This is a genomic window from Nonlabens ulvanivorans (assembly GCF_000732625.1).
GTDB lineage: Bacteria > Bacteroidota > Bacteroidia > Flavobacteriales > Flavobacteriaceae > Nonlabens > Nonlabens ulvanivorans.
In genome coordinates, this window is the sequence record NZ_JPJI01000023.1 from 158,403 (window position 1) to 180,645 (window position 22,243).

24 protein-coding genes are annotated in these 22,243 nt (G+C 36.0%); 1 reads left to right on the forward strand and 23 read right to left on the reverse strand.

All coding sequences use genetic code 11. The annotated features are described in order from the left end of the window. Nucleotides 1-87 precede the first annotated feature (87 nt). The gene (locus IL45_RS03005) at nucleotides 88-651 is read left to right on the forward strand and encodes a TetR/AcrR family transcriptional regulator (protein WP_036580166.1); all 564 of its coding nucleotides are present in this window, start codon (nucleotides 88-90) and stop codon (nucleotides 649-651) included. Here IL45_RS03005 and IL45_RS03010 read toward each other — a convergent pair. From IL45_RS03010 to IL45_RS03120, 23 genes are all read right to left on the reverse strand, one after another. Continuing rightward, on the reverse strand, nucleotides 641-1,756 hold the full coding sequence (locus IL45_RS03010; protein ID WP_036580167.1) for an alkene reductase: 1,116 nt from the start codon (nucleotides 1,754-1,756) through the stop codon (nucleotides 641-643). The genes IL45_RS03005 and IL45_RS03010 overlap by 11 nt on opposite strands. A 156-nt stretch (nucleotides 1,757-1,912) precedes the next feature. Beyond that, complete coding sequence (gene hisIE, locus IL45_RS03015) at nucleotides 1,913-2,560, reverse strand: bifunctional phosphoribosyl-AMP cyclohydrolase/phosphoribosyl-ATP diphosphatase HisIE (RefSeq protein WP_262496346.1); 648 nt, start codon at nucleotides 2,558-2,560, stop codon at nucleotides 1,913-1,915. A gap of 114 nt (nucleotides 2,561-2,674) precedes the next feature. Then, complete coding sequence (hisF, locus tag IL45_RS03020) at nucleotides 2,675-3,517, reverse strand: imidazole glycerol phosphate synthase subunit HisF (RefSeq protein WP_036580170.1); 843 nt, start codon at nucleotides 3,515-3,517, stop codon at nucleotides 2,675-2,677. A 140-nt stretch (nucleotides 3,518-3,657) separates the two neighbouring features. Continuing rightward, a complete protein-coding gene (locus IL45_RS03025) occupies nucleotides 3,658-4,176 on the reverse strand; it encodes a GNAT family N-acetyltransferase (RefSeq protein WP_235183313.1) in 519 nt (172 codons plus the stop codon). 7 nt (nucleotides 4,177-4,183) lie between these two features. Beyond that, nucleotides 4,184-4,897: a 1-(5-phosphoribosyl)-5-[(5-phosphoribosylamino)methylideneamino]imidazole-4-carboxamide isomerase gene (hisA, locus tag IL45_RS03030; protein ID WP_036580174.1), complete on the reverse strand. Its 714-nt coding sequence runs from the start codon at nucleotides 4,895-4,897 to the stop codon at nucleotides 4,184-4,186. Between the two features lies 1 nt (nucleotide 4,898). Continuing rightward, nucleotides 4,899-5,495 carry an imidazole glycerol phosphate synthase subunit HisH gene (hisH, locus tag IL45_RS03035; protein ID WP_036580175.1) on the reverse strand — a complete coding sequence of 199 codons (597 nt, stop codon included), beginning with the start codon at nucleotides 5,493-5,495 and terminating at the stop codon, nucleotides 4,899-4,901. Next, nucleotides 5,492-6,601 (reverse strand): bifunctional histidinol-phosphatase/imidazoleglycerol-phosphate dehydratase HisB, encoded by a 1,110-nt coding sequence (gene hisB / locus IL45_RS03040; RefSeq protein ID WP_036580178.1) that lies wholly within the window; start codon nucleotides 6,599-6,601, stop codon nucleotides 5,492-5,494. The genes hisH and hisB overlap by 4 nt, the downstream gene beginning before the upstream one ends. 116 nt (nucleotides 6,602-6,717) lie before the next feature. Continuing rightward, complete coding sequence (locus tag IL45_RS03045) at nucleotides 6,718-6,903, reverse strand: hypothetical protein (protein WP_036580180.1); 186 nt, start codon at nucleotides 6,901-6,903, stop codon at nucleotides 6,718-6,720. 36 nt (nucleotides 6,904-6,939) lie between these two features. Continuing rightward, nucleotides 6,940-8,106 (reverse strand): pyridoxal phosphate-dependent aminotransferase, encoded by a 1,167-nt coding sequence (locus IL45_RS03050; protein ID WP_036580182.1) that lies wholly within the window; start codon nucleotides 8,104-8,106, stop codon nucleotides 6,940-6,942. A gap of 35 nt (nucleotides 8,107-8,141) precedes the next feature. Beyond that, on the reverse strand, nucleotides 8,142-9,437 hold the full coding sequence (gene hisD, locus IL45_RS03055; protein WP_036580184.1) for a histidinol dehydrogenase: 1,296 nt from the start codon (nucleotides 9,435-9,437) through the stop codon (nucleotides 8,142-8,144). Further along, nucleotides 9,437-10,303 carry an ATP phosphoribosyltransferase gene (hisG, locus tag IL45_RS03060; RefSeq protein WP_081866518.1) on the reverse strand — a complete coding sequence of 289 codons (867 nt, stop codon included), beginning with the start codon at nucleotides 10,301-10,303 and terminating at the stop codon, nucleotides 9,437-9,439. Before hisG ends, hisD begins: the two co-directional genes overlap by 1 nt. A 294-nt stretch (nucleotides 10,304-10,597) precedes the next feature. Further along, the gene (gene trpA / locus IL45_RS03065) at nucleotides 10,598-11,362 is read right to left on the reverse strand and encodes a tryptophan synthase subunit alpha (protein ID WP_036580187.1); all 765 of its coding nucleotides are present in this window, start codon (nucleotides 11,360-11,362) and stop codon (nucleotides 10,598-10,600) included. A 59-nt stretch (nucleotides 11,363-11,421) separates the two neighbouring features. Beyond that, nucleotides 11,422-12,591, reverse strand: coding sequence for a tryptophan synthase subunit beta (gene trpB / locus IL45_RS03070; protein ID WP_036580189.1), 1,170 nt, complete (start codon nucleotides 12,589-12,591; stop codon nucleotides 11,422-11,424). Further along, complete coding sequence (locus IL45_RS03075; protein WP_235183314.1) at nucleotides 12,588-13,205, reverse strand: phosphoribosylanthranilate isomerase; 618 nt, start codon at nucleotides 13,203-13,205, stop codon at nucleotides 12,588-12,590. The genes trpB and IL45_RS03075 overlap by 4 nt, the downstream gene beginning before the upstream one ends. Nucleotides 13,206-13,222: 17 nt before the next feature. Beyond that, nucleotides 13,223-14,026 carry an indole-3-glycerol phosphate synthase TrpC gene (trpC, locus tag IL45_RS03080; RefSeq protein ID WP_036580195.1) on the reverse strand — a complete coding sequence of 268 codons (804 nt, stop codon included), beginning with the start codon at nucleotides 14,024-14,026 and terminating at the stop codon, nucleotides 13,223-13,225. Nucleotides 14,027-14,073: 47 nt separating this feature from the next. Then, the gene (gene trpD / locus IL45_RS03085; RefSeq protein WP_036580197.1) at nucleotides 14,074-15,069 is read right to left on the reverse strand and encodes an anthranilate phosphoribosyltransferase; all 996 of its coding nucleotides are present in this window, start codon (nucleotides 15,067-15,069) and stop codon (nucleotides 14,074-14,076) included. A 1-nt stretch (nucleotide 15,070) separates the two neighbouring features. Next, nucleotides 15,071-15,637 carry an anthranilate synthase component II gene (locus IL45_RS03090; RefSeq protein WP_036580199.1) on the reverse strand — a complete coding sequence of 189 codons (567 nt, stop codon included), beginning with the start codon at nucleotides 15,635-15,637 and terminating at the stop codon, nucleotides 15,071-15,073. Next, nucleotides 15,637-16,122, reverse strand: coding sequence for a hypothetical protein (locus tag IL45_RS03095; RefSeq protein ID WP_036580202.1), 486 nt, complete (start codon nucleotides 16,120-16,122; stop codon nucleotides 15,637-15,639). Before IL45_RS03095 ends, IL45_RS03090 begins: the two co-directional genes overlap by 1 nt. Next, nucleotides 16,119-17,531 carry an anthranilate synthase component I family protein gene (locus IL45_RS03100; RefSeq protein ID WP_036580205.1) on the reverse strand — a complete coding sequence of 471 codons (1,413 nt, stop codon included), beginning with the start codon at nucleotides 17,529-17,531 and terminating at the stop codon, nucleotides 16,119-16,121. Before IL45_RS03100 ends, IL45_RS03095 begins: the two co-directional genes overlap by 4 nt. A 187-nt stretch (nucleotides 17,532-17,718) precedes the next feature. Next, on the reverse strand, nucleotides 17,719-19,383 hold the full coding sequence (gene asnB / locus IL45_RS03105; protein WP_036580208.1) for an asparagine synthase B: 1,665 nt from the start codon (nucleotides 19,381-19,383) through the stop codon (nucleotides 17,719-17,721). A 207-nt stretch (nucleotides 19,384-19,590) separates the two neighbouring features. Further along, nucleotides 19,591-20,229, reverse strand: coding sequence for a peptide-methionine (S)-S-oxide reductase MsrA (gene msrA, locus IL45_RS03110; protein ID WP_036580210.1), 639 nt, complete (start codon nucleotides 20,227-20,229; stop codon nucleotides 19,591-19,593). 119 nt (nucleotides 20,230-20,348) lie between these two features. Beyond that, nucleotides 20,349-21,128 carry a zinc ribbon domain-containing protein gene (locus IL45_RS03115; RefSeq protein ID WP_036580212.1) on the reverse strand — a complete coding sequence of 260 codons (780 nt, stop codon included), beginning with the start codon at nucleotides 21,126-21,128 and terminating at the stop codon, nucleotides 20,349-20,351. A gap of 4 nt (nucleotides 21,129-21,132) precedes the next feature. Next, nucleotides 21,133-22,224, reverse strand: coding sequence for a Nif3-like dinuclear metal center hexameric protein (locus IL45_RS03120; protein WP_036580215.1), 1,092 nt, complete (start codon nucleotides 22,222-22,224; stop codon nucleotides 21,133-21,135). Nucleotides 22,225-22,243: the final 19 nt, after the last annotated feature.

The following is a 22,243-nucleotide window of genomic DNA, read 5'->3' on the forward strand; positions in this document are numbered from 1 at the left end:
AGCTAGTCTAAAACAAATTATTTCAATTATCGTAAATAGAATTTTAATCAATTTTATGATAGCCATCATCTATTATATTTGCAGCTTATGACTCGCAAAAAACAAATTCTTAAAACAGCAGCACAACTATTCAAGGAACGTGGTTACAGTGCCGTAACGATGCGGGATCTTGCTGCTGCCATGGACATGAAAGCTGCGAGTTTATATAATCATATATCTGGTAAACAAGAGATTCTCGCCACACTTATTCTGGCAGTAGCTCATGAGTTTACAACGGGTATGGATATGGTAGAAGAGAATGATAAGTCCGCTTTCGCGAAAGCGGAACAACTCATTATCCTTCACATAAAAATAGCACTAGAATATACAGATGCACTTGCTGTATTGAATACCGACTGGATGCACCTAGAAGGAGCGCCGTATCAGGAATATATCAAGTTGCGTAAAGACTATGAATTAGATTTTAAAAACATTTTACAGAGTGGTATAAAAGCTGGTGAGTTTAAATCATTGAACGTGGAGACCATGCTTTTTAATCTTCTAAGCACATTAAGATCCATATACTTATGGATACCAAAAAAGTCGACTACCGAAGTAGCCGACCTTAAAAAAGAGTTGCCTCAAATATTATTGACAGGGATTAGTTCTTAGCCTTTTCTTTTTCTAGAGTAGGGTAGTCTGTATATCCTTCACGTCCTTGTGTGTAAAAGGTTTCCATATTCCAGTCTGCCGTTTCAGCCTTTAATTTAAAACGATGTGCAAGATCTGGATTTGAGATAAATAGCTTTCCATAAGCTACTAGGTCTGCATGACCTTCTTCAATTACCTTATTACCAGTTTCACGATCAAATTGATTGTTGATCATTAAGTTCCCATTATAAATTGGGCGATAATGCTTTGCAATATTACTTTCTAAGAACTCAATATCACTTACATCTGTAAATGGCTCTGAAAGGTGTAAATAAGCCAGGTCGTATTCATTTAATCTATTAATTAAATAATCAAAAAATGGAATGGTATCTGGAGTTCCTTCAATACCGAAAACGCCATTTAACGAAGGATTCAATCGACAACCTATCCTATTTGTTGGAAAGGATTGTGCAACTGCCTCTAGAACTTCAAAGAAAAATCTAGCTTTATTTTCATTACTACCGCCATATTCATCTGTACGTAAGTTAGATTGATTATTGAAAAACTGGTGGATTAAATAACCGTTAGAACTATGGATTTCAACTCCATCAAATCCCGCTTTTTTAGCATTTGCTGCTGCATCGCCAAATTCTTTAACCGTTTGTGCAATCTCTTCTATAGTCATTGCGTGAGGTGTTGCGGTTTGCTTTTTTTCACCGTACTGATTGCGCAGTTCTGTTTCTGGATTAACAGCACTAGGTGCCCATGGTAGTTGCCCATCATGGTAATCAGGTAATGATGTACGTCCTACGTGCCATAATTGCAAGAAAATTTTACCATCAGCTTCATGCACACTATCCACTACTTTTTTCCAACCTTCTACTTGAGCATCGTTGAAAATCCCTGCCACAAAAGGATAACCTCTCGCTTTTTCTGAAACCTCACTACCTTCTGTAATTATTAATCCAGCGCCAGCACGTTGCGTATAGTAATCGACATGTTTTTCATCTGGTGCTTGATGCTCGTTAGTGGCTCTACATCTAGTCATAGGTGCCATAACCACTCTATTTTTCAATTCTACAGCTCCTATAGTAATAGGTTTTAAAATGGGTTGTGTCGTGCTCATATCTGTTTTTAAGTAAATATATTGTACGTACAAGTAAATACGGTTAAGAGCGCGTTAATTAGAGTTTTTTTAAAGTTTTGGAGTATTAAAAAAAGCGATTGTATCATCAAATTTGATACAACCGCTTTTGTCATTTATAAATAAATCTCGTTCTCTTTATTTATGTCTTTTAGCAAGTTCTTTCTCAATATGTGCTAGAGATAGTCCTTTGGCTTTTAATAAAACTAAGTAGTGGTACATCAAATCACCAGCTTCATAAATAAAGTCTTCTTCCTTACCATTAATGGCATCGATTACCATTTCTACAGCTTCTTCACCTACTTTTTGAGCTACTTTATTAATTCCTTTTTGGATTAAAGAATAGGTGTAAGAACCTTCTACTTTATCATCGATACGCTGGTGGATGGTCTTTTCTAGATCGTTAATAGTAAAGCTGTTCTCGCTTTCGCGAAAGCGAGATTCATCACCATTATCAAAACAACTCACCGTACCGGTATGACAAGTAGGTCCATGTGCATTTGCTTTAATAAGAATGGTATCTTGATCACAATCGATTTTTATAGCAACCACATCTAGAAAATTATTGGAAGATTCTCCTTTGGTCCAAAGTCGTTGTTTACTACGTGAGTAAAAAGTTACTCTATTTTCTGCTTTAGTTTTTTCAAAAGCCTCCTCATTCATATAGCCTAACATCAACACTTCTTTATTAGTAGCGTCTTGTACAATTACAGGCAATAATCCGTTTTCTCCTTTATTCCAGTCTAGTTTCATATCTATAATTTCCGCGAAGGCGGAAATCTTCATTTCCCCACCGCTATGCTTTTATTTTGTTTTCAAGCCGTCGTAAGACGGTTTCGCTTTTATTTTCCGCGCAGGCGGAAATCTTTAATTTTAATCGTAATGCCAGTCACTAACCAATTAGATTCCTGCGTTCGCAGGAATTCTCACATCAACTCCAGCCGCAGCCAATTGTTTTTTCAACTCAGGAACTGGTAATTCTCCAAAATGGAAAATACTTGCTGCTAGTCCTGCACTCGCTTCTGTGTCTTTAAATAAATCTGCAAAATGAGCACTTGTTCCTCCACCACCTGATGCAATGATAGGAATACTCAATTTTCTAGAAATGGCATCGGTAAGTTCTAGAGCAAAACCATTTTTTGTACCATCATGATCCATACTGGTAAGCAAGATTTCTCCGGCACCTAACCGTTCAATTTCTTGACACCAAGAAATAGTTTCTAATTCGGTCTCTACACGTCCACCAGCTACATAGACTTTATTTCCGCGCGGGCGGAAATCTGTAGGTGTTGATTCGTCAGGCTTGTTTTTGGACTCAACTGGATTCCTACTTTCGTGAGAATGCTTTGTATCCACCGCAACTACAACACACTGACTACCTAACTCTGCAGCGAGTTCACTAATTAATTCTGGTCTTTTTACAGCAGCACTATTGATCGCTATTTTATCAGCACCAGCTTTAATGATTTCTTTGGCAAGAGCTACGTCGTTAATTCCGCCACCTACTGTAAATGGAATATTTAAAACAGCAGCGATTTCACGCACTAACGGTACTAAAGTATCACGCTTCTCTATAGTTGCGGTAATATCTAGAAAACATAACTCGTCAGCACCTTGAGCAGCATATTGCTTTGCAAGTTCTACTGGATCACCAGCATCTCGCAATCCAACAAAGTTGATTCCTTTTACCGTACGTCCATCCTTAATATCAAGGCATGGTATAATTCTTTTTTTTAAGCTCATATTTTCTTGCGAAGGCGGGAAACTCTGTGATTCCGACACCTTCGACTGATTTATTTGTCATTCCGCTGCATAGCGGAATCGATTTGCATTTACTTCAAAAGCCAGTTCATAATCCAGCCAGATACCTGTTTTCACAGGAATTATTTACTCCATTCTTCTTCTAATATCCCAAACTCGTAGTTATCGCTCCATCCGGTTTTTAAAGGCAAGTTCTTTCTTTGAATTCCTTCAACAATAAATCCGCATTTTTCGAGGACTTTTTTTGAAGCATGGTTTTCAACGGCACATCCGGCTTCAACTCTATGGAGTTGGTGCTCAATAAAACAAGATTTTAATAATCGAGTTATTGTTTCAGTGGCATAACCTTGATTCCAAAACTTAGGATTGAACTTCATCCAAAGCTCTGCTTTTTTATACTTAGGCTGACCGAATAAAATACCAGCGATGCCTATAAATTCACTACTATCTGTTAACCGAATGGAATAGGTGAGTTTACTAATATCTTCTTGTTGATGATCCTTGATTTTTGCATCTAGTAAATCTTTAGTTACTTGAATACTATCAGGGATTCCCATAGTGTTGAATTGATCTACCTCTGGTATTAAATTCAATTCATGCAATTCGTTTAAATCACTTGCTTTTAAAAGCTGATATGTCAATCGTTCGCTAAACAAATTCTCTCAATTCCTTAAATGTAATTCTACCTTCATAGAATGCTTTTCCTACTATGGCTCCTTCACAATTCATTTCGCGCAAGCGATATAAATCTTCTACGACAGCAACACCACCACTAGCTATTAATTTAACAGGTGCTGTGTTAAGGATTTCTTTATACAACTCATTACTAGTTCCAGCAAGCATACCGTCTTTTGCTATATCGGTGCAAATCACATACTCGATTCCTTTTTTATTCCACTCTTTGATGAATTCTACCACTTCTAGTTCGCTACTTTCTAGCCAGCCGTGTGTTGCGATCATTCCATCTTTAGCATCTGCTCCTAGGATGATTTTATCAGTACCATATCTAGAAATCCAACCTTCAAAAGTTGTAGCATCTTTCACGGCAATACTACCACCGGTAACTTGTTTTGCACCACTTTCAAATACGACCTTTATGTCTTCGTCAGTTTTCACTCCACCGCCAAAATCAACCTGCAAACCAGTCTGTCCAGCGATGCGCTCGAGCACTTTCCAGTTCACGACGTGACTACTTTTTGCTCCATCTAGATCAACCAAATGCAAGTGCTTTATTCCATTTGCTTCAAATTCTTTTGCAACTTCTAGTGGGTCTTCATTATAAACCGTTTTTTGGTTGTAATCGCCTTGTGATAGACGTACACATTTACCGTCTATAATATCTATTGCTGGTATAATACGCATACTATAATTCTATAAAGTTCTTTAATATTTGCTCACCTATTCCAGCACTTTTCTCAGGATGAAACTGTGTTGCATAAAAATTATCTTTTTGCAAGACACTACTGAAAGGTAAAATATAATCACAAGCCGCAACTGTATCCTTACAAACTTCAGCATAGTACGAGTGTACATAATATACATCTGCTGCTGGTTGTAAGCCTTGCAAGACGGTAGATTGCAGATTAACAACCTCATTATTTAAACTATTCCATCCCATGTGAGGTACCTTCATTCCTGCAGTAGCCGGGAATTTCTTTACCGTAGTGTCAAAAATCCCTAGACATTCAGTATCACCTTCTTCACTGTGACTGCACATCAGTTGCATTCCTAAGCATATTCCTAGCACAGGCTGTTTCAATTCTTTTATGACTTGATCTAATCCACGTTCCCGCAAATAGTTCATCGCGGTACCAGCTTCTCCTACACCAGGGAAAATAACTTTGTCTGCCGCCTTTAATTCTTCAGGATCGTCAGTTACTTTATTCTCTATTCCTAGTCTGTTGAGCGCGTTAGTGACGCTTCCTATATTACCTGCGTTATATTTTACAATGGCAATCATAAAGTTCCTTTTGTACTCGGTAATTTACCATCACCAGTTTGTTTTACCGCCATTTTTATCGCTTTTGCAAACGCTTTAAATAGACTTTCTATTTTGTGGTGCTCGTTATCGCCTTCTACTTTCATGTTCAGGTTGCATTTTGCGGCATCGCTGAATGATTTGAAGAAGTGAAAGAACAATTCTGTAGGCATATCGCCCACATATTCACGTTTAAATTCTGCTTCCCAAACGATCCATGGTCTACCACCGAAGTCTATTCCTACCTGTGCTAGCGAGTCGTCCATAGGTAGCAAGAAGCCATATCTATTGATTCCTTTTTTTGAGGATAACGCTTTCGCGAAAGCGTCACCCAAAGCAATCGCCGTGTCTTCAATAGTGTGATGTTCATCTATTTCAAGATCGCCATCTACCTTAATATCTAAATCTAATGAACCGTGACGTTGCAACTGCTCTAGCATGTGATCATAGAACTTTAAACCTGTGTCAATTTTTCCGTTTCCAGATCCATCAAGGTTTAAAACGATGTTGATATCGGTTTCATTTGTTTTACGGCTTACCGTGACCTTGCGAGGTTGTCCTTTTAAAAAGTCAAAAATCTCTTTCCAAGAATCCGTTTTAAGAACTACTAGTTCGTCTTCAAATTCACTATCATCAGTAATACTAGGTAGCTGTATTCCTTTACAGCCTAAATTCTTAGCTAGTTGCATATCGCTATTGCGATCACCGATTACAAAACTATTCTCTAGATCATAGTTGCCTTTTATATAATGTGTCAATAAACCAGTTTGTGGTTTACGAGTAGGTGCATTTTGCTCAGGAAAAGAACGGTCGATTAAAACCTCGCTGAAGTTAATCCCTTCATTTTCTAGCACATTCATCATTAAATTATGCACTGGCCAGAAGGTATCTTCAGGAAAACTATCTGTTCCTAATCCATCTTGATTAGTCACCATAACTAGTTCATAATCCAGCTCTCTAGCGATGCGATGTAGCTGAGTAATCGCCATAGGCAAGAATTCCAACTTTTCATAACTATCCAGTTGATAATCTACTGGTGGCTCTTTTACGATGGTACCATCGCGATCTATAAATAATACTTTTTTCATGTATTTCCGCGAAGGCGGAAACCTCTTTCCGCAATCGACTTTATTTGATTAAATGCCATCAACGATGACTCTTTTATAATTTTTAAACTATTGAAGAACGGCTTCGGTTTCAGTTATTATTTATTCTTTTCAGCTTCTTTTTGAAGTTTTATTTTATCAAGTGAAATCTTGATTAAAGCAAGACCAACTATAGGACCTGCTATCGGTCCGCTAGAATAATCTCCTTTTAGTAGTTTATATATCGCAAATATGACACAAGATGCACCAAGTGCGATAAAAAAGTAATGTCCTATATTTTTCATAATTGCTTTTTTCTGATTATGTAAACTAAAATTTCGTTATGTGTTAATCATTTTTCGATATTCTCGCAAAGCCGTGATCACCGCTTTACATTCGACCATCCTACCAACCGTAAATCGTAAGGTATCTTCAATCTGACTGCTGCGATTACGTATAATAATATCTTTATCACGTAGGTAATTATAAACTTGAGTAGCGTTTTCTACTTTGGCAAGTACAAAATTTGCTTCACTAGGATATACTTCTTTAATGAAGTCAAAACTGTTTAAATGCTCCACAAGAAAATCTCTGTTATTGATAATTTCTTGGATTTCGCTTTTTGTTTTTTCTTCGTTTTGTAACGCCTCTAGAACTGCTTTTTGTGATAAGTCATTTACATTATAGGGCGGCTTTGTTCTGTTGAATAATTCAATAATTTCTGGAGAAGAAAAGGCAAATCCTACTCGAGCACCAGCCATACCATGAGCCTTAGACATGGTTTGTAACACCACAAGATTAGGATAATCTTCTAGTCGTTTTATGAAACTCATGTTCTCTGTAAAATCTTGATAAGCTTCGTCTATCACGATAATACCATTAAAACTCACGAACAAACGATCCAACTGTCTTTGATTTTCCAGCATCTCTGCTTCAAACTCTGGAGCAAATGGCATATCCATCATACCACCACGAGTATAATTTTGTGCTTGCCAGTCGTGTTTTAAATCTGCTTTGAGCAGCACATTTCCAGTAGGGTTATTAGGAGAACAAATCCATAAAATCTTAATCGAGTTGTCATCCTGAACTTGTTTCAGGATCTGTTCTAAATCCAACTCAAAGCGCTCATTCAAAGGAATCTTCAACACCTCTACATCATTAATCGCTGCGCTAACTTCATACATTCCATAAGTAGGCGGACAAGTAATTACGGTGTCTTTTCCTGGTTCACAGAAAATGCGATACAATAAATCAATAGCCTCATCACTACCATTACCTACAAAAATTTGATTTGGCGAAATGTCTTTTTGTTTTGCGAGTTCTTCCTTTATCGAAGACTGTAATGGATCTGGGTAACGGTTTAAATCTCCCTTAGGATTTTCATTTGCGTCTAGTAACGTCAGCTCGTTTTTATCGCTACCGTACAAATCAAATTCACTGCGCGCACTAGAATAAGGCTTCAAATTCCAGATGTTCTTACGGACTATGTTTTCTAAGTTAAATTCCATTGTTTTTCTGTCATTCCGCTTTAAGGCGGAATCGCTTAATTATAATTCTCAATTTCTTTTAATCGCACACTCACCGCATTTTTGTGCGCATCGAGACCTTCGGCAGTAGCCATAATTTCAACGGCTGGTCCTAGGTTCTTCAATCCCTGTGATGTTGCTTTTTGATAGGTCACTTTGTTTACAAAACTATCTACTGACACGCCGCTATAATTACGCGCATAGCCATAGGTAGGTAAGGTGTGGTTAGTACCACTAGCATAATCACCTAAACTCTCGCAAGTGTAAGAACCTATAAAAATAGATCCAGCAACTTGAATTTGATCGGCTACATCACCAGCATTTTCTGTATTTATGATCAAGTGTTCTGGTGCATATGCGTCAGACCATTTGACGCATTCTTCTATGCTTTCTAGAACGATTGTCTTACTGTTTTCAATAGCTTTTTCTGCTATTTGCTTTCGCGAAAGCGTACTTAATTGAATCCTTAATTGTTCATTTACAGCTTCGGCTAGAGTAATAGAATCAGTTAATAGAATTACTTGAGAATCTGGACCATGTTCTGCTTGTGCTAGTAAGTCTGCTGCTACAAATACTGGGTTTGCTTTTTGATCTGCAATAACTAAAACCTCTGACGGTCCAGCAGGCATATCAATGGCGACACCTTGTTGTTGAGCAAGTTCTTTAGCTCTTGTTACAAATGCGTTTCCAGGACCAAAGATCTTATCTACCGCTGGAATACTTTCTGTTCCATAAGTCATGGCAGCAATCGCTTGTGCGCCACCAGCTTTATAGATTTCTGTAATGCCACAAATACTTGCTGTATATAAAACAGCCGGATTGATGTTTCCATTGGCGTCTGTTGGACTACAAAGAACCACACGCTTATTACCGGCAATCTTTGCTGGAATAGCGAGCATTAACACCGTGGAAAAAAGAGGAGCAGAGCCACCAGGAATATATAAACCTACTTTTTGAATAGGTAAAGATTTTCTCCAGCAAGTCATCCCAGGCATGGTTTCTATAACGGGATAATCCTGAGTGTAACAAGCCTCGTGAAATTTATAAATGTTTTGATAAGCAGTTTGTATCGCTACTTTTAATTCTGGTGAAACAAGTGTTGACGCTTGTTCGATTTCTTTTTCTGTAACTCTAAGAGTGCCTAATTTTGCCTTATCAAATTTTTCTGCAAAGGCAAATAAGGCCTGATCACCATTTTCTTTAACCAGCTGTATGATATCTGTTACTGCAGTTTCTACATTAGCACGTTCTTGTTGAGGACGTTCTAACAACTCTTGTTGTTGAGAATAATCTGGATTAGAAATGATTTTCATTATGCAATCAATTTTTCAATAGGACTCACTAAAATACCTTGTGCACCAGCATCTTTTAACTGATCGATGACATTCCAGAAATCATTTTCTTCAATTACAGAGTGTAAACTGGACCAACCTTCTTCAGCTAATGGTAATACCGTTGGGCTTTTCATTCCAGGTAATAAAGCAGATATTTCTTCTATCTTATCATTAGGTGCGTTTAATAAGATGTATTTGCTTTTTTGTGCATTCTGTACAGCGTCTATTCTGAACGTTAGCTTGTCAAGTATTTCTTTCTTCTCTATGCTTAAGTTAGGATTAGAGATTAAAACAGCTTCACTATACATTACTGTTTCCACTTCCTTAAGACCATTCATAATTAGAGTTGATCCTGTAGAAACGATGTCGCAAATACCTTCTGCAAGGCCTATTCCTGGAGCTATCTCTACAGATCCTCCTATTTCTTCTGTCGTTGCATCGATTCCTTTATCTGCGAAGAACCTTTTAACGATAGTGGTATAACTACTGGCTACTTTTTTACCATTGAACCATTCTAATCCTGGATAATCCACATCTTTTTGAACGGCAAGACTTAAACGACAGCCTGCAAAACCTAGTTGTTTTATAACATCTACATCTTGATCTTTTTCTTCTACTTCATTAAGTCCTAAAATTCCAAGGTCTGCAACACCATTTGCAACATATTGTGGTATATCATCATCTCTTAAAAAAAGAATTTCCATAGGGAAATTTTTTGCTTGAGTAGATAATTTACGACCACCATTGTCAAATTTGATACCGCAATCCTTTAAGAGTTGCAAAGATTTATCTGATAGTCTTCCTGATTTTTGTACTGCTATTCTGATCATAATTTTTGTTGACATTCTATTTTGAGAATGTTGTTTAAGCTGCTTACAAACTGTTTTTTATTTCAAACTTTTTAAAACAAAAAAACCGCCTGAAACAGACGGTTTTTAAAATATGTTTGAGTTACATCAATACACTTTTAGCTCGCCTGACGGTAAGTAAAAAGATGATGATGATGTGCGTTTTGTGTTTTCATTATGTTACAAAAGTAAGTCTGAAAATTGAATGATGAAAATTAATCCTACTTTATTAATAGGATTTAACTTTAATTTAAAAGTTTGTACTCCTTTGTTTAGTCTTTCTTTCCAGTATTATTTAATACTTGCTACAAAGTTTGCGGTTGCTTTGGCAATGTCATCTACATCGGTTATTTGTCTTATGAATTCACTACCTATAATCGCGCCATCCACATACTTACAAGCATCTTTAAAGTTCTGTTGATTTTTAATATTGAAGCCAGTTAGAATAGGTGTTTTTAATTTCATGTCTTTAAGTTTACCTAAATAATCTGCTGCTGCAGAGAAATCTGCTTTAGATCCTGTAGTACTAGCCGAGCTAACTGCATAAATAAAACCGTTAGAGTTATCGTCGATTTCTCTGATACGTTTTTCTGAAGTTTGAGGAGTTACTAAGAATATGTTGCTGATGTTATATTTTTCAAAGACTTCTTTAAATTCTGTCTGATAAATATACATAGGTAAGTCTGGAACTATTAATCCGTCAACTCCTACTTCTTGACATTTTTTACAAAATTTCTCTAATCCATATTGCATCACAGGATTCAAATATCCCATCAATAAAACTGGAACTTTAGGAGTATGATTTTCTAATTGAGAAAATAGTTTTTCAATAGACATACCATTCTCTAAAGCAATTTTGCTGCTTTCTTGAATAGTAGGACCATCTGCCAATGGATCACTAAATGGAATCCCTATTTCTACTAAATCGACTTTTGCATTTTCTAAAGCTGTGAGTAGAGTAGTGGTGTCTTCTAGTTGTGGATATCCAGCGGTAAAGAATATGTTCAACAAGTTTTGAGGCTTGTGTTTAAGTAGTTCTGTGAGTTTATTTTTCATTGTTATAATCAGTTTTCAGCGCATGGCTTGCGCACTGCATAGTAAGTATGACTTTGTTTCTACAGTAGGTTCAACTCTTCCATATATGTATTCATGTCTTTATCACCGCGACCAGATAGATTGATTACAACACGATCAGTAGGTTTTAAGTCTAAGTCTTTTAAGACAGAGAAAGCATGAGCGGTTTCTAGTGCAGGAATAATACCTTCAAGGCGACTACATTCTACAGCAGCTTCTAGTGCTTCAGCATCTGTAACAGCCATATATTGAGCGCGGTCAGACACTTTTAACCAAGCATGTGCTGGTCCGATTCCAGGATAGTCTAGTCCTGCTGAAATACTATGAGGTTCTACAACCTGTCCATCTTTATCTTGCATCATTATAGAACGACTTGCGTGTAAAACACCTGGAGTTCCTAGAGTTAATGTGGCCGCAGTCTTATCGGTATCTACACCTAAACCAGCCGCTTCTACACCTATTAATTTTACTTCTTTATCATCTAAAAAGTGATAAAAAGCGCCCATTGCATTAGAACCGCCACCTACACATGCAATGACATAATCTGGTAAACCATCCATTTGTTTCTTAATCTCTTGAGAAATCACAGACTGATATCTTGCCACCATGTCAGGATAAGGATGTGGTCCAACTACTGAGCCTATGATGTAATGAGTGTCTTCTGGATTATTGATCCAGTCGCGCATTGCCTCATTAGTAGCGTCTTTTAAAGTTTTAGAACCGCTAGTTGCAGGTCTAACCGTTGCACCCAACATTTTCATGCGGGCAACATTAGGCGCTTGACGTTCTATATCTTTCTCGCCCATGTAAACGATGCATTCCAGTCCTTTTAATGCACATACGGTTGCTGTTGCTACACCATGTTGTCCAGCACCAGTCTCTGCAATGATTCTTTTTTTACCTAGTTTTTCGGCAAGTAAAATCTGACCGATCGTGTTATTTACTTTATGAGCACCGGTATGACAAAGATCTTCTCTCTTTAACCAGATTTGAGCTCCATATTTTTCAGAAAGTCGCTTAGCTAAAAATAGTGGAGTAGGGCGACCTACATAATCTTTAAGCAATTGATGAAACTCTTCTTGAAATTCTGGTGATTTTTCTATTGCTAGATAATTCTCTTGTAGTTCTTCAATATTAGGATAGAGCAATTCTGGAATGAATGCACCACCGAATTCTCCATAAAATCCTTGTTCATTTACTTGATAGCTCATTTTCTTAATTTTTCTATGAATGTTTTTATTTCTTTTATGTTTTTAACACCAGGCTCGGTTTCAAATTTTGAATTAAGATCTACACCTAAAAACATGTTGTGTTTAAATTCTTTTACTATTGCTACATCATCTTTTGAAATTCCACCGCTTAATAAAAAAGGAACTTCTCCTTTATAAGAGTCGAGAATAGACCAATTAAATTTCTTACCACTACCTCCATAATTGGGAGTAGCTGTGTCAAATAAAAAGAAAAGTTTGCCCACATATTGTGCTGCTAGCTCTTCCCATTCTTTTAAACTATTTAAATCAAAGTCTTCGGTGATTTGAAATGCTTTAAATATCTTAATATCTATTTCTAGTAACGCTTTCGCGAAAGCAGAATCCTCATCACCATGTAATTGAATAACGTCCAGTTGCAATGGAATGATATCCTTTAAAATGTTTTCAAGGGATTCATTTACATACACGCCTACGGTTCCTTTATTCATGGTTTGTTGGGCGACATTTTCTTTTTGAGAATCGTCTACAAATCGCTTAGACTTTGAGTAACGTATAATTCCCATGAAATCAATATCCAGTTCTTGTAACTGGTTAATGTTTTCTATATCGCGCATACCGCACACTTTAATCATCATGACTTTATGGCTTTTATAAATTGCTCGCAGCTTGCTCCTGGTAGGTCGGTTTTCATGAAGTTTTCTCCTATTAAGAAACCTTCAAAGCCTAGTGTTTTAAGTTCTTTTACTATGTCAGGATCTGAGATACCGCTTTCTGATATGGCAAGAACATTTTCAGGAAAATGTGGTAAAAGATCTTTACTGTTTTGAATATCAGTTTTAAACCTTTTTAAATCACGATTATTAACTCCTATCACAAATTTAGACGTATTCAAAGAAGTGGTTACCTCTTTAATGCGATTCAATTCTTCTAAATCATGAACTTCAAAAAGAATTTCAAGACCTAGATTTATAGCCTCTAGGGACATGGTTTTTAATTCTTCGTTATTTAGACATGCTGCGATAAGTAGGATAGCGTCTGCTCCATAAGCTCGCGCTTCATGAATTTGATATAGATCTATCATGAAATCCTTGCGCAGGATAGGTATATTAACTTGTGATCTTGCTTCTAGTAAATCGTCTAGCGTACCGCCAAAGAAAGGCAAATCAGTTAAACAGCTGATAGCGCTTGCACCGGCATTTTCATATCCTTTAACGACTTCCTGTAAGCTCGCTGGGCAATGGAAAGAGCCCTTGCTGGGGCTTTGTCTCTTATGTTCAGCAATGATACCGCTACCATTCTTTAAACTTGCATGTAGTGAAACTGGTTTACGAGAATAAGGCTTCATAGATCTCAAGTCTGATAGAGGAGTTTGAGCCTTTCTTGCTTTTAGATCTTGAGCAGTTTGATTAGTTATTTTCTTTAGGATATCTTCCATTATATCTGAAATTGTACTCTTGTTTGAATTATGAATTGATCATTGTATTAAGCTTTAAGCTCCATAAGTTTTTGAAAACTTTCTAGGGCTTTACCAGTTTCTAAAGATGCTCTCGCAGCAACGACTGCATTTTTAAGATTTATATCTTGGGCTACTGATATAGCAGTTGCGGCATTAGCGATGACTACATTCTTTTGTGCATCGGTCGCTTTATTTTCAAGTACTTTCATAAAAATCAATGCAGCATCTTCTACAGTATCACCACCATAAATATCTGATTGTTTTAAAGGTTTCATATTAAAATCGCTAGCCGATAGATCGCTCACTCCATTATTTTTAGCCATGCGCACTTTTCCTGTAAGACTTACTTCATCATATCCTTCATGTGCATGTAGTATCGCATATTTTTTATCTGTTTCTGATTGAAAAAGATATTCATAATTACGGGCTAGTTGTAAATTAAAAACACCTACGCTTTGTAATTTAGGTTTTGCTGGATTTACTAATGGTCCCAACATGTTAAAGAAGGTTTTTACACCTAATTGTTTTCTAATAGGTGCAACAGCCTTCATCGCCGGATGAAACAGCGGTGCGTGTAAGAAAGTAATGTTAGCCTCAGTTATTTGTTTTCTAAGAATATCATGATCATTTGTAAATACAAATCCTAGATGTTCCATTACATTAGAAGAACCACTTACTGAGCTCACTCCATAATTACCATGTTTTGCAACAGGTACACCTGCACCAGCAGTTACAAAACTAGCTAGGGTACTGATGTTAAAAGTGTCTTTTCCATCACCACCAGTACCACATAAATCTATCGGATTAAATTCTGTTAGGTCAATAAGGTTTGCTTGTTCTAACATAGCATCTCTAAAACCTGCCAGTTCTTCTACAGTGATACTGCGCATGCCATAAACAGTTAGGAATGCTGCAATTTGCGCATCGTTTACAGTTCCGCTAGTTATGGCAGTTAGGATATCATAAGCACGCTTTCGCGAAAGCGTCCCATGATTAAATAATTCGTTTAGAATCTCTTTCATACTACAAAGTGTCTATAAAATTTTTGAGCATGGTTTTACCGTCTGGTGTCATGATGCTTTCTGGGTGAAATTGCAGGCCGTAAATAGGTAGTTCTTTATGTTTAAGAGCCATGATTTGACCGTTTTCGTCAGTTGCGGTTATTTCTAGAACATCTGGAAAACTGCTATTTTGTGCAGCCCAAGAATGGTATCGCCCTGCATCAAAATTAGTGTCGATATGATTAAATATCTCATTACCGTTATGTGTCATGTTAGTAGAGATACCGTGATATACTTTATCTAGATTTATAATCTCTCCACCGAAGACTTCAGTAATGGCTTGATGACCTAGACAGATACCTAAAAGTGGTCTTTTATCTTTCAAAAAATCAATGATAGGTAACAAATTGCCAGCTTCACTAGGAATTCCTGGGCCAGGAGATAGAACGACAGCATCGTAATTGACACACTCTTCAGGTGTGATTTTATCGTTGCGAACTACCTTTACTTTTACATTTAAATCCTCTAAATAATGAACCAGATTGAAGGTAAAGGAGTCGTAATTATCTATAAGAAGAATACTTTTCATTATTTAATAATTTGAAATTTACCTTTTGAATCTATGGTGTAATTTGTTTCTACATTATTAACCATTTTCTGAATAGTGAAATCCTTAAAGATTTTACCTGAAAATATAGAGTCGTTATCTGTTCTTGCCAGTACTAGTTGATCAACTAAAACATTAGAATGATTATAGCTTCGAATACTTAATTCTGTCCTCATACCTTCTTGAGCTTTATAATTTTTCATCATTGGCTTAATGAAATACAACTCTTTAAAGCCTATTGTATTTCCCAATCTGTATTGTATTGCCGTAGCATTGTAAGCTTCAGCTTCAGTTAAATATTCATTCAGATTTTGATGTGGTGATTTAAAGTCTGTCGCGTTTGTCACATTCAATTTTAAATTCTCTTTTGAAGGAGACGCTTCATAAATAACTGTATTGGAGTTACACGAAGAGACAAAAATTGCTAAGACAAAAATTGAGAAATATTTAATTATTTGAGTTTTCATTTTGTTGAATGGTTTTGAGTTGCTTGATTTATGGCCTTTCTTAAGGCATTAGTTTTATTATATACTTCTTGTGTCTCGTCATCTATGTTACTATGTACAACAACGCCTGCACCGGCTCTAAAGTTAAGAGTTTTGCCTTGTGATAATATACTACGTATGATAATGGCGTGATTAAAATCACCATTAAATCCTAAATATCCTATAGCACCACCATAGAAACTACGACTAGAGTTTTCATATGTATCAATAAGTTGCATGGCTTTATATTTAGGTGCTCCACTTAAAGTTCCAGCAGGAAAAGTGTCCCCTATAAGCTGTATTTTATCCTCTTCATTAATTAATCCAGTCACTTTACTAACCATATGAATCACGTGAGAGTAAAAATGTATATTTTGATAGTCAGTCACCGCGACATTTCTAGCATGTCTACTCAAATCGTTACGAGCTAGGTCTACTAGCATCACATGTTCAGCAGTTTCTTTAGGATCCTTCTTTAAGTCTTCGGCAGCTTTTAAGTCTGCACTGTCATTTCCAGTTCTTTTATAGGTTCCAGCAATAGGCTGTATACTGGCGTGATTTTCTTTGATAATTAATTGCGCCTCTGGTGAAGAACCGAATATTCTAAAATTACCATAGTCAAAATAAAATAAGTAAGGACTAGGATTGATTGCTCTTAATTCACGATAAACATTAAAATCATCACCTTGAAAATCTTGAGAGAATTTGCGAGATAAAACTATTTGAAAAACATCACCACGACGGCAATGTTCTTTCCCTTTTTCAACTAGCTTTTTAAAATCATCATCACTCATCTCTGATGTTTCATTATCAGTTGTATTAAAACTATATTGAGCGACATCTTTATGTTTAATGACGCTTAGTAATTCATTTATTTTAGGTTTTTTTCCATCATATAAGTGTTCAAAAACATGAAGTTGATTATGGTAGTGATCAAAAACCATTACATTTTGAAAAACTTGATAATGAGCAAGAGGTATGTTCTTCTCGCTTTCGCGAAAGCGAAATTCTAAAGACTCAAATAATTGAACAGCATCATAGCCTAAATATCCAAAAAGCCCATGATTAGGAAATGGGAAATCAGAATCTGTATGTGAGAAGGAGTTTTTAAATTGCGTAAGTCCAGCAGCAAGATCATAACTTGAATTGAAAGAAGATTGCTCGCTTGAACCATCTGGATACTGACTTTCAATGCTTGTGTTTGTAACTGAAAACTGTGCTACAGGATTACAACAAATAAATGAATAACTATTACTGCGTTCACCATACTCATTACTTTCTAGTAATATACTGCCTGGATATTTATCACGTAATCGCATATATATAGCTACAGGTGTAAGCATATCTGCTAATATGGATTCTTGTGTAGTTTTTGCTTTATGTTTTTGCATTATAAGTTCTAAAAATGGGTAAAATAAAAAAGGTCTGCCGTTAAGCAGACCTTTTTGTTATATAAACATACGGGTGACTTTACGGCTGTTGAGCTGTATCATTCCACCACCAAGTATGATTTGTGTTTCTCATAGAGATTGTAAATGTAAGTAGGCATTTTCAAACCTACAAGTATCTAACATTTTTTTAATAACCTTCATCATGTATACCACTAACTGCTCGACCTGATGGGTCATTCATGTTTTTAAAAGCTTCATCCCATTCTAATGCAACAGGTGTCGAGCAGGCTACAGATTTTAAAGAAGGTACACAGTTTGCGGCAGTATCGCTAGGGAAGTGTTCACTAAAAATACTACGATAGTAATACTCTTCTTTATTTTGTGGCGGATTGATTTTAAATTTAAAAGGAGCTGCCTCCATCATTTCATCAGTCACCACATCTTCTACGACTTCTTTTAAGGTATCGATCCAGCTGTATCCAACGCCATCGCTGAATTGTTCCTTTTGTCTCCAAGCAACACTTTTAGGTAGTTCATCTTCAAACGCTTCTCTTAAAATGTGTTTTTCCATTTTTCCATTTCCACACATTTTATCTTTAGGGTTGAGTCTCATAGCTACATCCATAAATTCTTTATCTAAAAACGGAACGCGACCTTCAATTCCCCATGCTGCAAGGGATTTATTTGCTCTTAGGTTATCATATAGATGTAGTGTATCTAGTTTACGCACGGTTTCTTTATGAAATTCTTCTGCACTAGGTGCTTTGTGAAAATATAAGTAACCTCCGAAAATCTCATCACTACCTTCACCAGATAGAACCATTTTAATTCCCATAGATTTAATAACTCGTGCAAGAAGATACATAGGTGTGGATGCTCTAATGGTAGTAACATCATAGGTTTCTAGAAAATAAACTACGTCTTTTATTGCGTCTAGACCTTCTTGAATTGTGAAGTTGACACTGTGATGCACGGTACCTATATGGTCTGCAACTTCTTGTGCTGCTGCTAAATCAGGACTTCCTTCTAAACCTATGGCAAATGAATGTAATTGAGGCCACCAAGCCTCTTTGTTATCACCTGATTCTATACGCTTTGCGGCATATTTTTTTGCAACAGCACTTACAATAGAACTATCTAATCCACCAGAAAGTAACACACCATATGGTACATCGCTCATTAAATGTCTATGAACAGAGTCTTCCATTGCTTTCTTAAGCTCAGCGACAGAGCTTTTATTTTCTTTTACTGAATCATAACTTTTCCACTCGCGATCATACCATTTTGTAAAGCTGCCATCTTCACTATAATAGTAGTGTCCTGGCGGAAATGGGCTGATTTGATTACAGGTGCCTTCTAAAGCTTTAAGTTCACTAGCGACATAAAATTGCCCTAATTCATCTGTACCATGATAGAGAGGAATGATTCCTTGATGGTCTCTTGCGCATAGGAAAACGTCTTTTTCACTATCATAAAGAGCAAAACCATACATACCGGTAAGCTCATCCATAAAGTCTATACCTTTATCTTGATAAAGAGCTAATATGACCTCGCAGTCACTTTTAGTTTTGAATTCATAAGAATCTTTATAATGGTCACGTATTTTTTGATGGTTGTATATTTCTCCATTTACGGCAAGTACGACTTTACCATCTGGACTATATAACGGTTGACCACCTGATTGTGGATCTACAATGGTTAATCGTTCATGAGCAAGTATTGCATTACTACCACAATAAATACCCGACCAGTCTGGTCCTCGATGTCTTAATTTTTTTGATAATTCTAAGATTTTTTCTCGTTGGTCTTGGCTGTCTTTTTTCAGCTGAAACATCCCTACTATTCCACACATAACTAAATTGTTTAAATGAAAAAAGGTCTACTGTGAAGTAGACCTTTTGAATTTTTTAAAATACCAGATACTACCTTACGTGAGTAAAGAATTATTATTAAATCTGATATTATTATTTTTTATCATAACACTGTAAATGTAAAAAAAATCTTTTAGCAAACAAATTTCTGTTACAATTAATACTTACGTAGGATTTGTAATAAGGTCTTAATGTCTAACTGAAGATTTAATAACCTCTGGCATTTTAGAAGCAAATTTTCTCCACCTTGGAATTGATACACCTTGTATATAGCCTTGATTAGGATGCAGTTTTGCATAGTCCTGATGGTATTCTTCAGCAATCCAGAATTTTTGAAAAGCTTTTACTTCAGCAGCTACTTTATAGCCTTCGTTAGTTAGGGCAGTAATTTTGTCTTCTATAATTTTCTTTTGCTCATTATTCTGATAGAAAACAATACTTCGGTAGGATTCACCTATATCTGGACCTTGACCATTTACTTGCTCTATATTTTGTGAGGCAAAATAAACATCTACTAAAGTTTTAAAACTTACAGTTTCTGGATCGTAAATTATTTCATTTGCTTCAGCATGATCTGCATGGTTTCTATAAGTAGGATTTTCAGTGTTGCCACCGCTATATCCAGAGATAGCTTCTTGGACACCTTGAACGCTTTCATATATTTCTTCTACACACCAAAAACAACCACTAGCAAAGTATGCTCTTTCTAATCCGTCTTGAGCATTTACTTCTACGGGTAAAATTTCTTTTTGTTTTGCCTTTTTTTCAACTGGTGTATTACAGGTTGAGGCAATAAATATTAATATTATGGTACTTATCAGTTTCATGATTTACTTGTTTCAAGTAAAAATACTTTTTGAAGAAAATAGTTGTATTAAAAACTCGTTAAATAAAAAATCCCTTATCTATCATTAGATAAGGGATTTCTATACGTTATGATAAGTGACTATAGTTTAGCAAATACTTTTTCCATTGCCTCAACCTGCTCTTCAGCAAGAGCTGCATCTACTAAAATACGTCCTGAATGTTCATCTGTAATGATTTTTTTACGACTTGCAATCTCAACCTGCACTTGTGGTGGAATTGTGAAGTAAGAACCACCAGAGGCACCACGTTCGATAGGTACAACAGCAAGACCGTTACGTACACTAGTTCTTATACGAGTATAAGCCTTTATTAATCTAGCTTCAACTGTAGTTGCGTGATCTTGAGACATTTTCATAAGAGCTTGCTCTTCTTTTTCAGTCTCTTTTAGAATTTCTTCTAACTCAGCTTTTTTATGCTTAAGATGTTCTGCACGTTGTGACATACGATCTTTACTAGCATTCACAACTTCATTTTGTTGCTCGATTTGAGCTTTAAATTCACGAATGTGTTTTTCTGCAAGTTCCATTTCTAGTTCTTGAAATTCAATTTCTTTAGAAAGAGAGTTGAATTCACGATTGTTACGTACATTCTTTTGTTGTTCTGTATACTTTTTGATAAGAGATTTAGATTCTTCAATTCTATTTTTCTTATCCTTGATAGATTCGTTAAGCTCTTCAAGTTTAGCGCTAAGCTTAACCACACGTGTGTTTAATCCTTCCACCTCATCTTCTAGATCTTTTACCTCAAGAGGTAATTCACCGCGTACATTGCGAATCTCATCTATTCTGGAGTCGATTAATTGTAGATTGTAAAGCTCTCTAAGCTTATCTTCTACAGTAGCTTCCGTCTTTTTTGCCATCTGTTTAATAATAGTTTACAGGGTTTGTTTGCGCATCTGCACAAAGGATTGCAAAATTACTAAATTTTTTGCTAAGATATTCGTGTAAAAGGTTTTTTGTAAACTGTTCGCTTTCATAATGTCCCACATCGCATAATAGAATGGACTCACCTTGAAAAAAGTCGTGATATTTTAAATCTGCCGTTATGTAAGCATCTGCGCCGGATTGTATAGCGTTTTTAATGCCAAAAGCTCCGGAACCACCTAGTAATGCTACTTTTTTTATTTTTTTATTTTTTGAATTGGTGTGCCTTACAACTCCTGAATTGAAAGTGTTTTTTGTCTTGTTTAAAAAGTGATTAGTACTCACCTCTTCTTTAAATTCACCTATTGCACCCATTCCTATATGGTCATATTGATTGTTTAATGTCGATATTTCATAAGCAACTTCTTCATAAGGATGACTTTTCAATAGGGTTTTAAGGACGATAGACTCTAAATGTGGTAAGAATGTCACAGACAACTTAGTTTCTTCAATTGTGGAGCGTTTTCCTTTTTCTCCAATCATTGGGTTACTTTTTTCATTACCTAAGAAAGTGCCTGTTCCATTTATGCTAAAACTAGACTCTTCATAGTTGCCTAGTTTACCAGCGCCTACTTTAAAAAGTTCTTCTTTAACCATTTCAAAATGACTCTTTGGTATATAGGTAACTAGTTTTTTGATAATGCCTCTCTGCGGGATTAATGTCTTAATGTTTTTTAATCCTAATTCTTCTGCCATACGGTAGCTAACACCGTATTTTGCGTTATCCAGAGCCGTATGTGTAGCATAGATAGCAATGTCGTTTTTTATGGCTTTAACAACCGCTTTTTTGACATAATTATCTGGTTTTAAGTTTTTAAGTCCACTAAAAATAATAGGGTGGAAGGCCACTATTAAATTACAATTTTTAGATATAGCTTCATCGACAACATTTTCTAGACAATCTAAGGTTACTAAAACACCTTTTATTTCTGTATTAGAATCGCCAGTCAATAGACCTGTGTTATCAAAATCTTCAGCATAATGTCTTGGAGCTAATTGTTCAATATAGGAAAGGACTTCTTGGATTTTCATGAATACGATTTAAAAAGCT

Excerpts from the sequence above, each read along its gene's own strand:
- hisH (WP_036580175.1), bottom strand. The coding sequence starts at position 5,495 with ATGATTGCCATTGTAAAATATAACGCAGGTAATATAGGAAGCGTCACT.
- trpB (WP_036580189.1), bottom strand. The coding sequence starts at position 12,591 with ATGAGCTATCAAGTAAATGAACAAGGATTTTATGGAGAATTCGGTGGT.
- hisD (WP_036580184.1), bottom strand. The coding sequence starts at position 9,437 with ATGAAAATCATTTCTAATCCAGATTATTCTCAACAACAAGAGTTGTTA.
- IL45_RS03045 (WP_036580180.1), bottom strand. The coding sequence starts at position 6,903 with ATGAAAAATATAGGACATTACTTTTTTATCGCACTTGGTGCATCTTGT.
- IL45_RS03120 (WP_036580215.1), bottom strand. The coding sequence starts at position 22,224 with ATGAAAATCCAAGAAGTCCTTTCCTATATTGAACAATTAGCTCCAAGA.
- IL45_RS03100 (WP_036580205.1), bottom strand. The coding sequence starts at position 17,531 with ATGCAAAAACATAAAGCAAAAACTACACAAGAATCCATATTAGCAGAT.
- hisA (WP_036580174.1), bottom strand. The coding sequence starts at position 4,897 with ATGCGTATTATACCAGCAATAGATATTATAGACGGTAAATGTGTACGT.
- IL45_RS03010 (WP_036580167.1), bottom strand. The coding sequence starts at position 1,756 with ATGAGCACGACACAACCCATTTTAAAACCTATTACTATAGGAGCTGTA.
- IL45_RS03115 (WP_036580212.1), bottom strand. The coding sequence starts at position 21,128 with ATGGCAAAAAAGACGGAAGCTACTGTAGAAGATAAGCTTAGAGAGCTT.
- asnB (WP_036580208.1), bottom strand. The coding sequence starts at position 19,383 with ATGTGTGGAATAGTAGGGATGTTTCAGCTGAAAAAAGACAGCCAAGAC.
- trpA (WP_036580187.1), bottom strand. The coding sequence starts at position 11,362 with ATGAAAAATAAACTCACAGAACTACTTAAACACAAGCCTCAAAACTTG.
- IL45_RS03005 (WP_036580166.1), top strand. The coding sequence starts at position 88 with ATGACTCGCAAAAAACAAATTCTTAAAACAGCAGCACAACTATTCAAG.
- hisG (WP_081866518.1), bottom strand. The coding sequence starts at position 10,303 with ATGTCAACAAAAATTATGATCAGAATAGCAGTACAAAAATCAGGAAGA.
- msrA (WP_036580210.1), bottom strand. The coding sequence starts at position 20,229 with ATGAAACTGATAAGTACCATAATATTAATATTTATTGCCTCAACCTGT.
- IL45_RS03050 (WP_036580182.1), bottom strand. The coding sequence starts at position 8,106 with ATGGAATTTAACTTAGAAAACATAGTCCGTAAGAACATCTGGAATTTG.
- hisIE (WP_262496346.1), bottom strand. The coding sequence starts at position 2,560 with ATGAAGATTTCCGCCTTCGCGGAAATTATAGATATGAAACTAGACTGG.
- trpD (WP_036580197.1), bottom strand. The coding sequence starts at position 15,069 with ATGAAAGAGATTCTAAACGAATTATTTAATCATGGGACGCTTTCGCGA.
- hisB (WP_036580178.1), bottom strand. The coding sequence starts at position 6,601 with ATGAAAAAAGTATTATTTATAGATCGCGATGGTACCATCGTAAAAGAG.
- IL45_RS03095 (WP_036580202.1), bottom strand. The coding sequence starts at position 16,122 with ATGAAAACTCAAATAATTAAATATTTCTCAATTTTTGTCTTAGCAATT.
- IL45_RS03075 (WP_235183314.1), bottom strand. The coding sequence starts at position 13,205 with ATGCGCGATATAGAAAACATTAACCAGTTACAAGAACTGGATATTGAT.
- trpC (WP_036580195.1), bottom strand. The coding sequence starts at position 14,026 with ATGGAAGATATCCTAAAGAAAATAACTAATCAAACTGCTCAAGATCTA.
- hisF (WP_036580170.1), bottom strand. The coding sequence starts at position 3,517 with ATGAGCTTAAAAAAAAGAATTATACCATGCCTTGATATTAAGGATGGA.
- IL45_RS03090 (WP_036580199.1), bottom strand. The coding sequence starts at position 15,637 with ATGAAAAGTATTCTTCTTATAGATAATTACGACTCCTTTACCTTCAAT.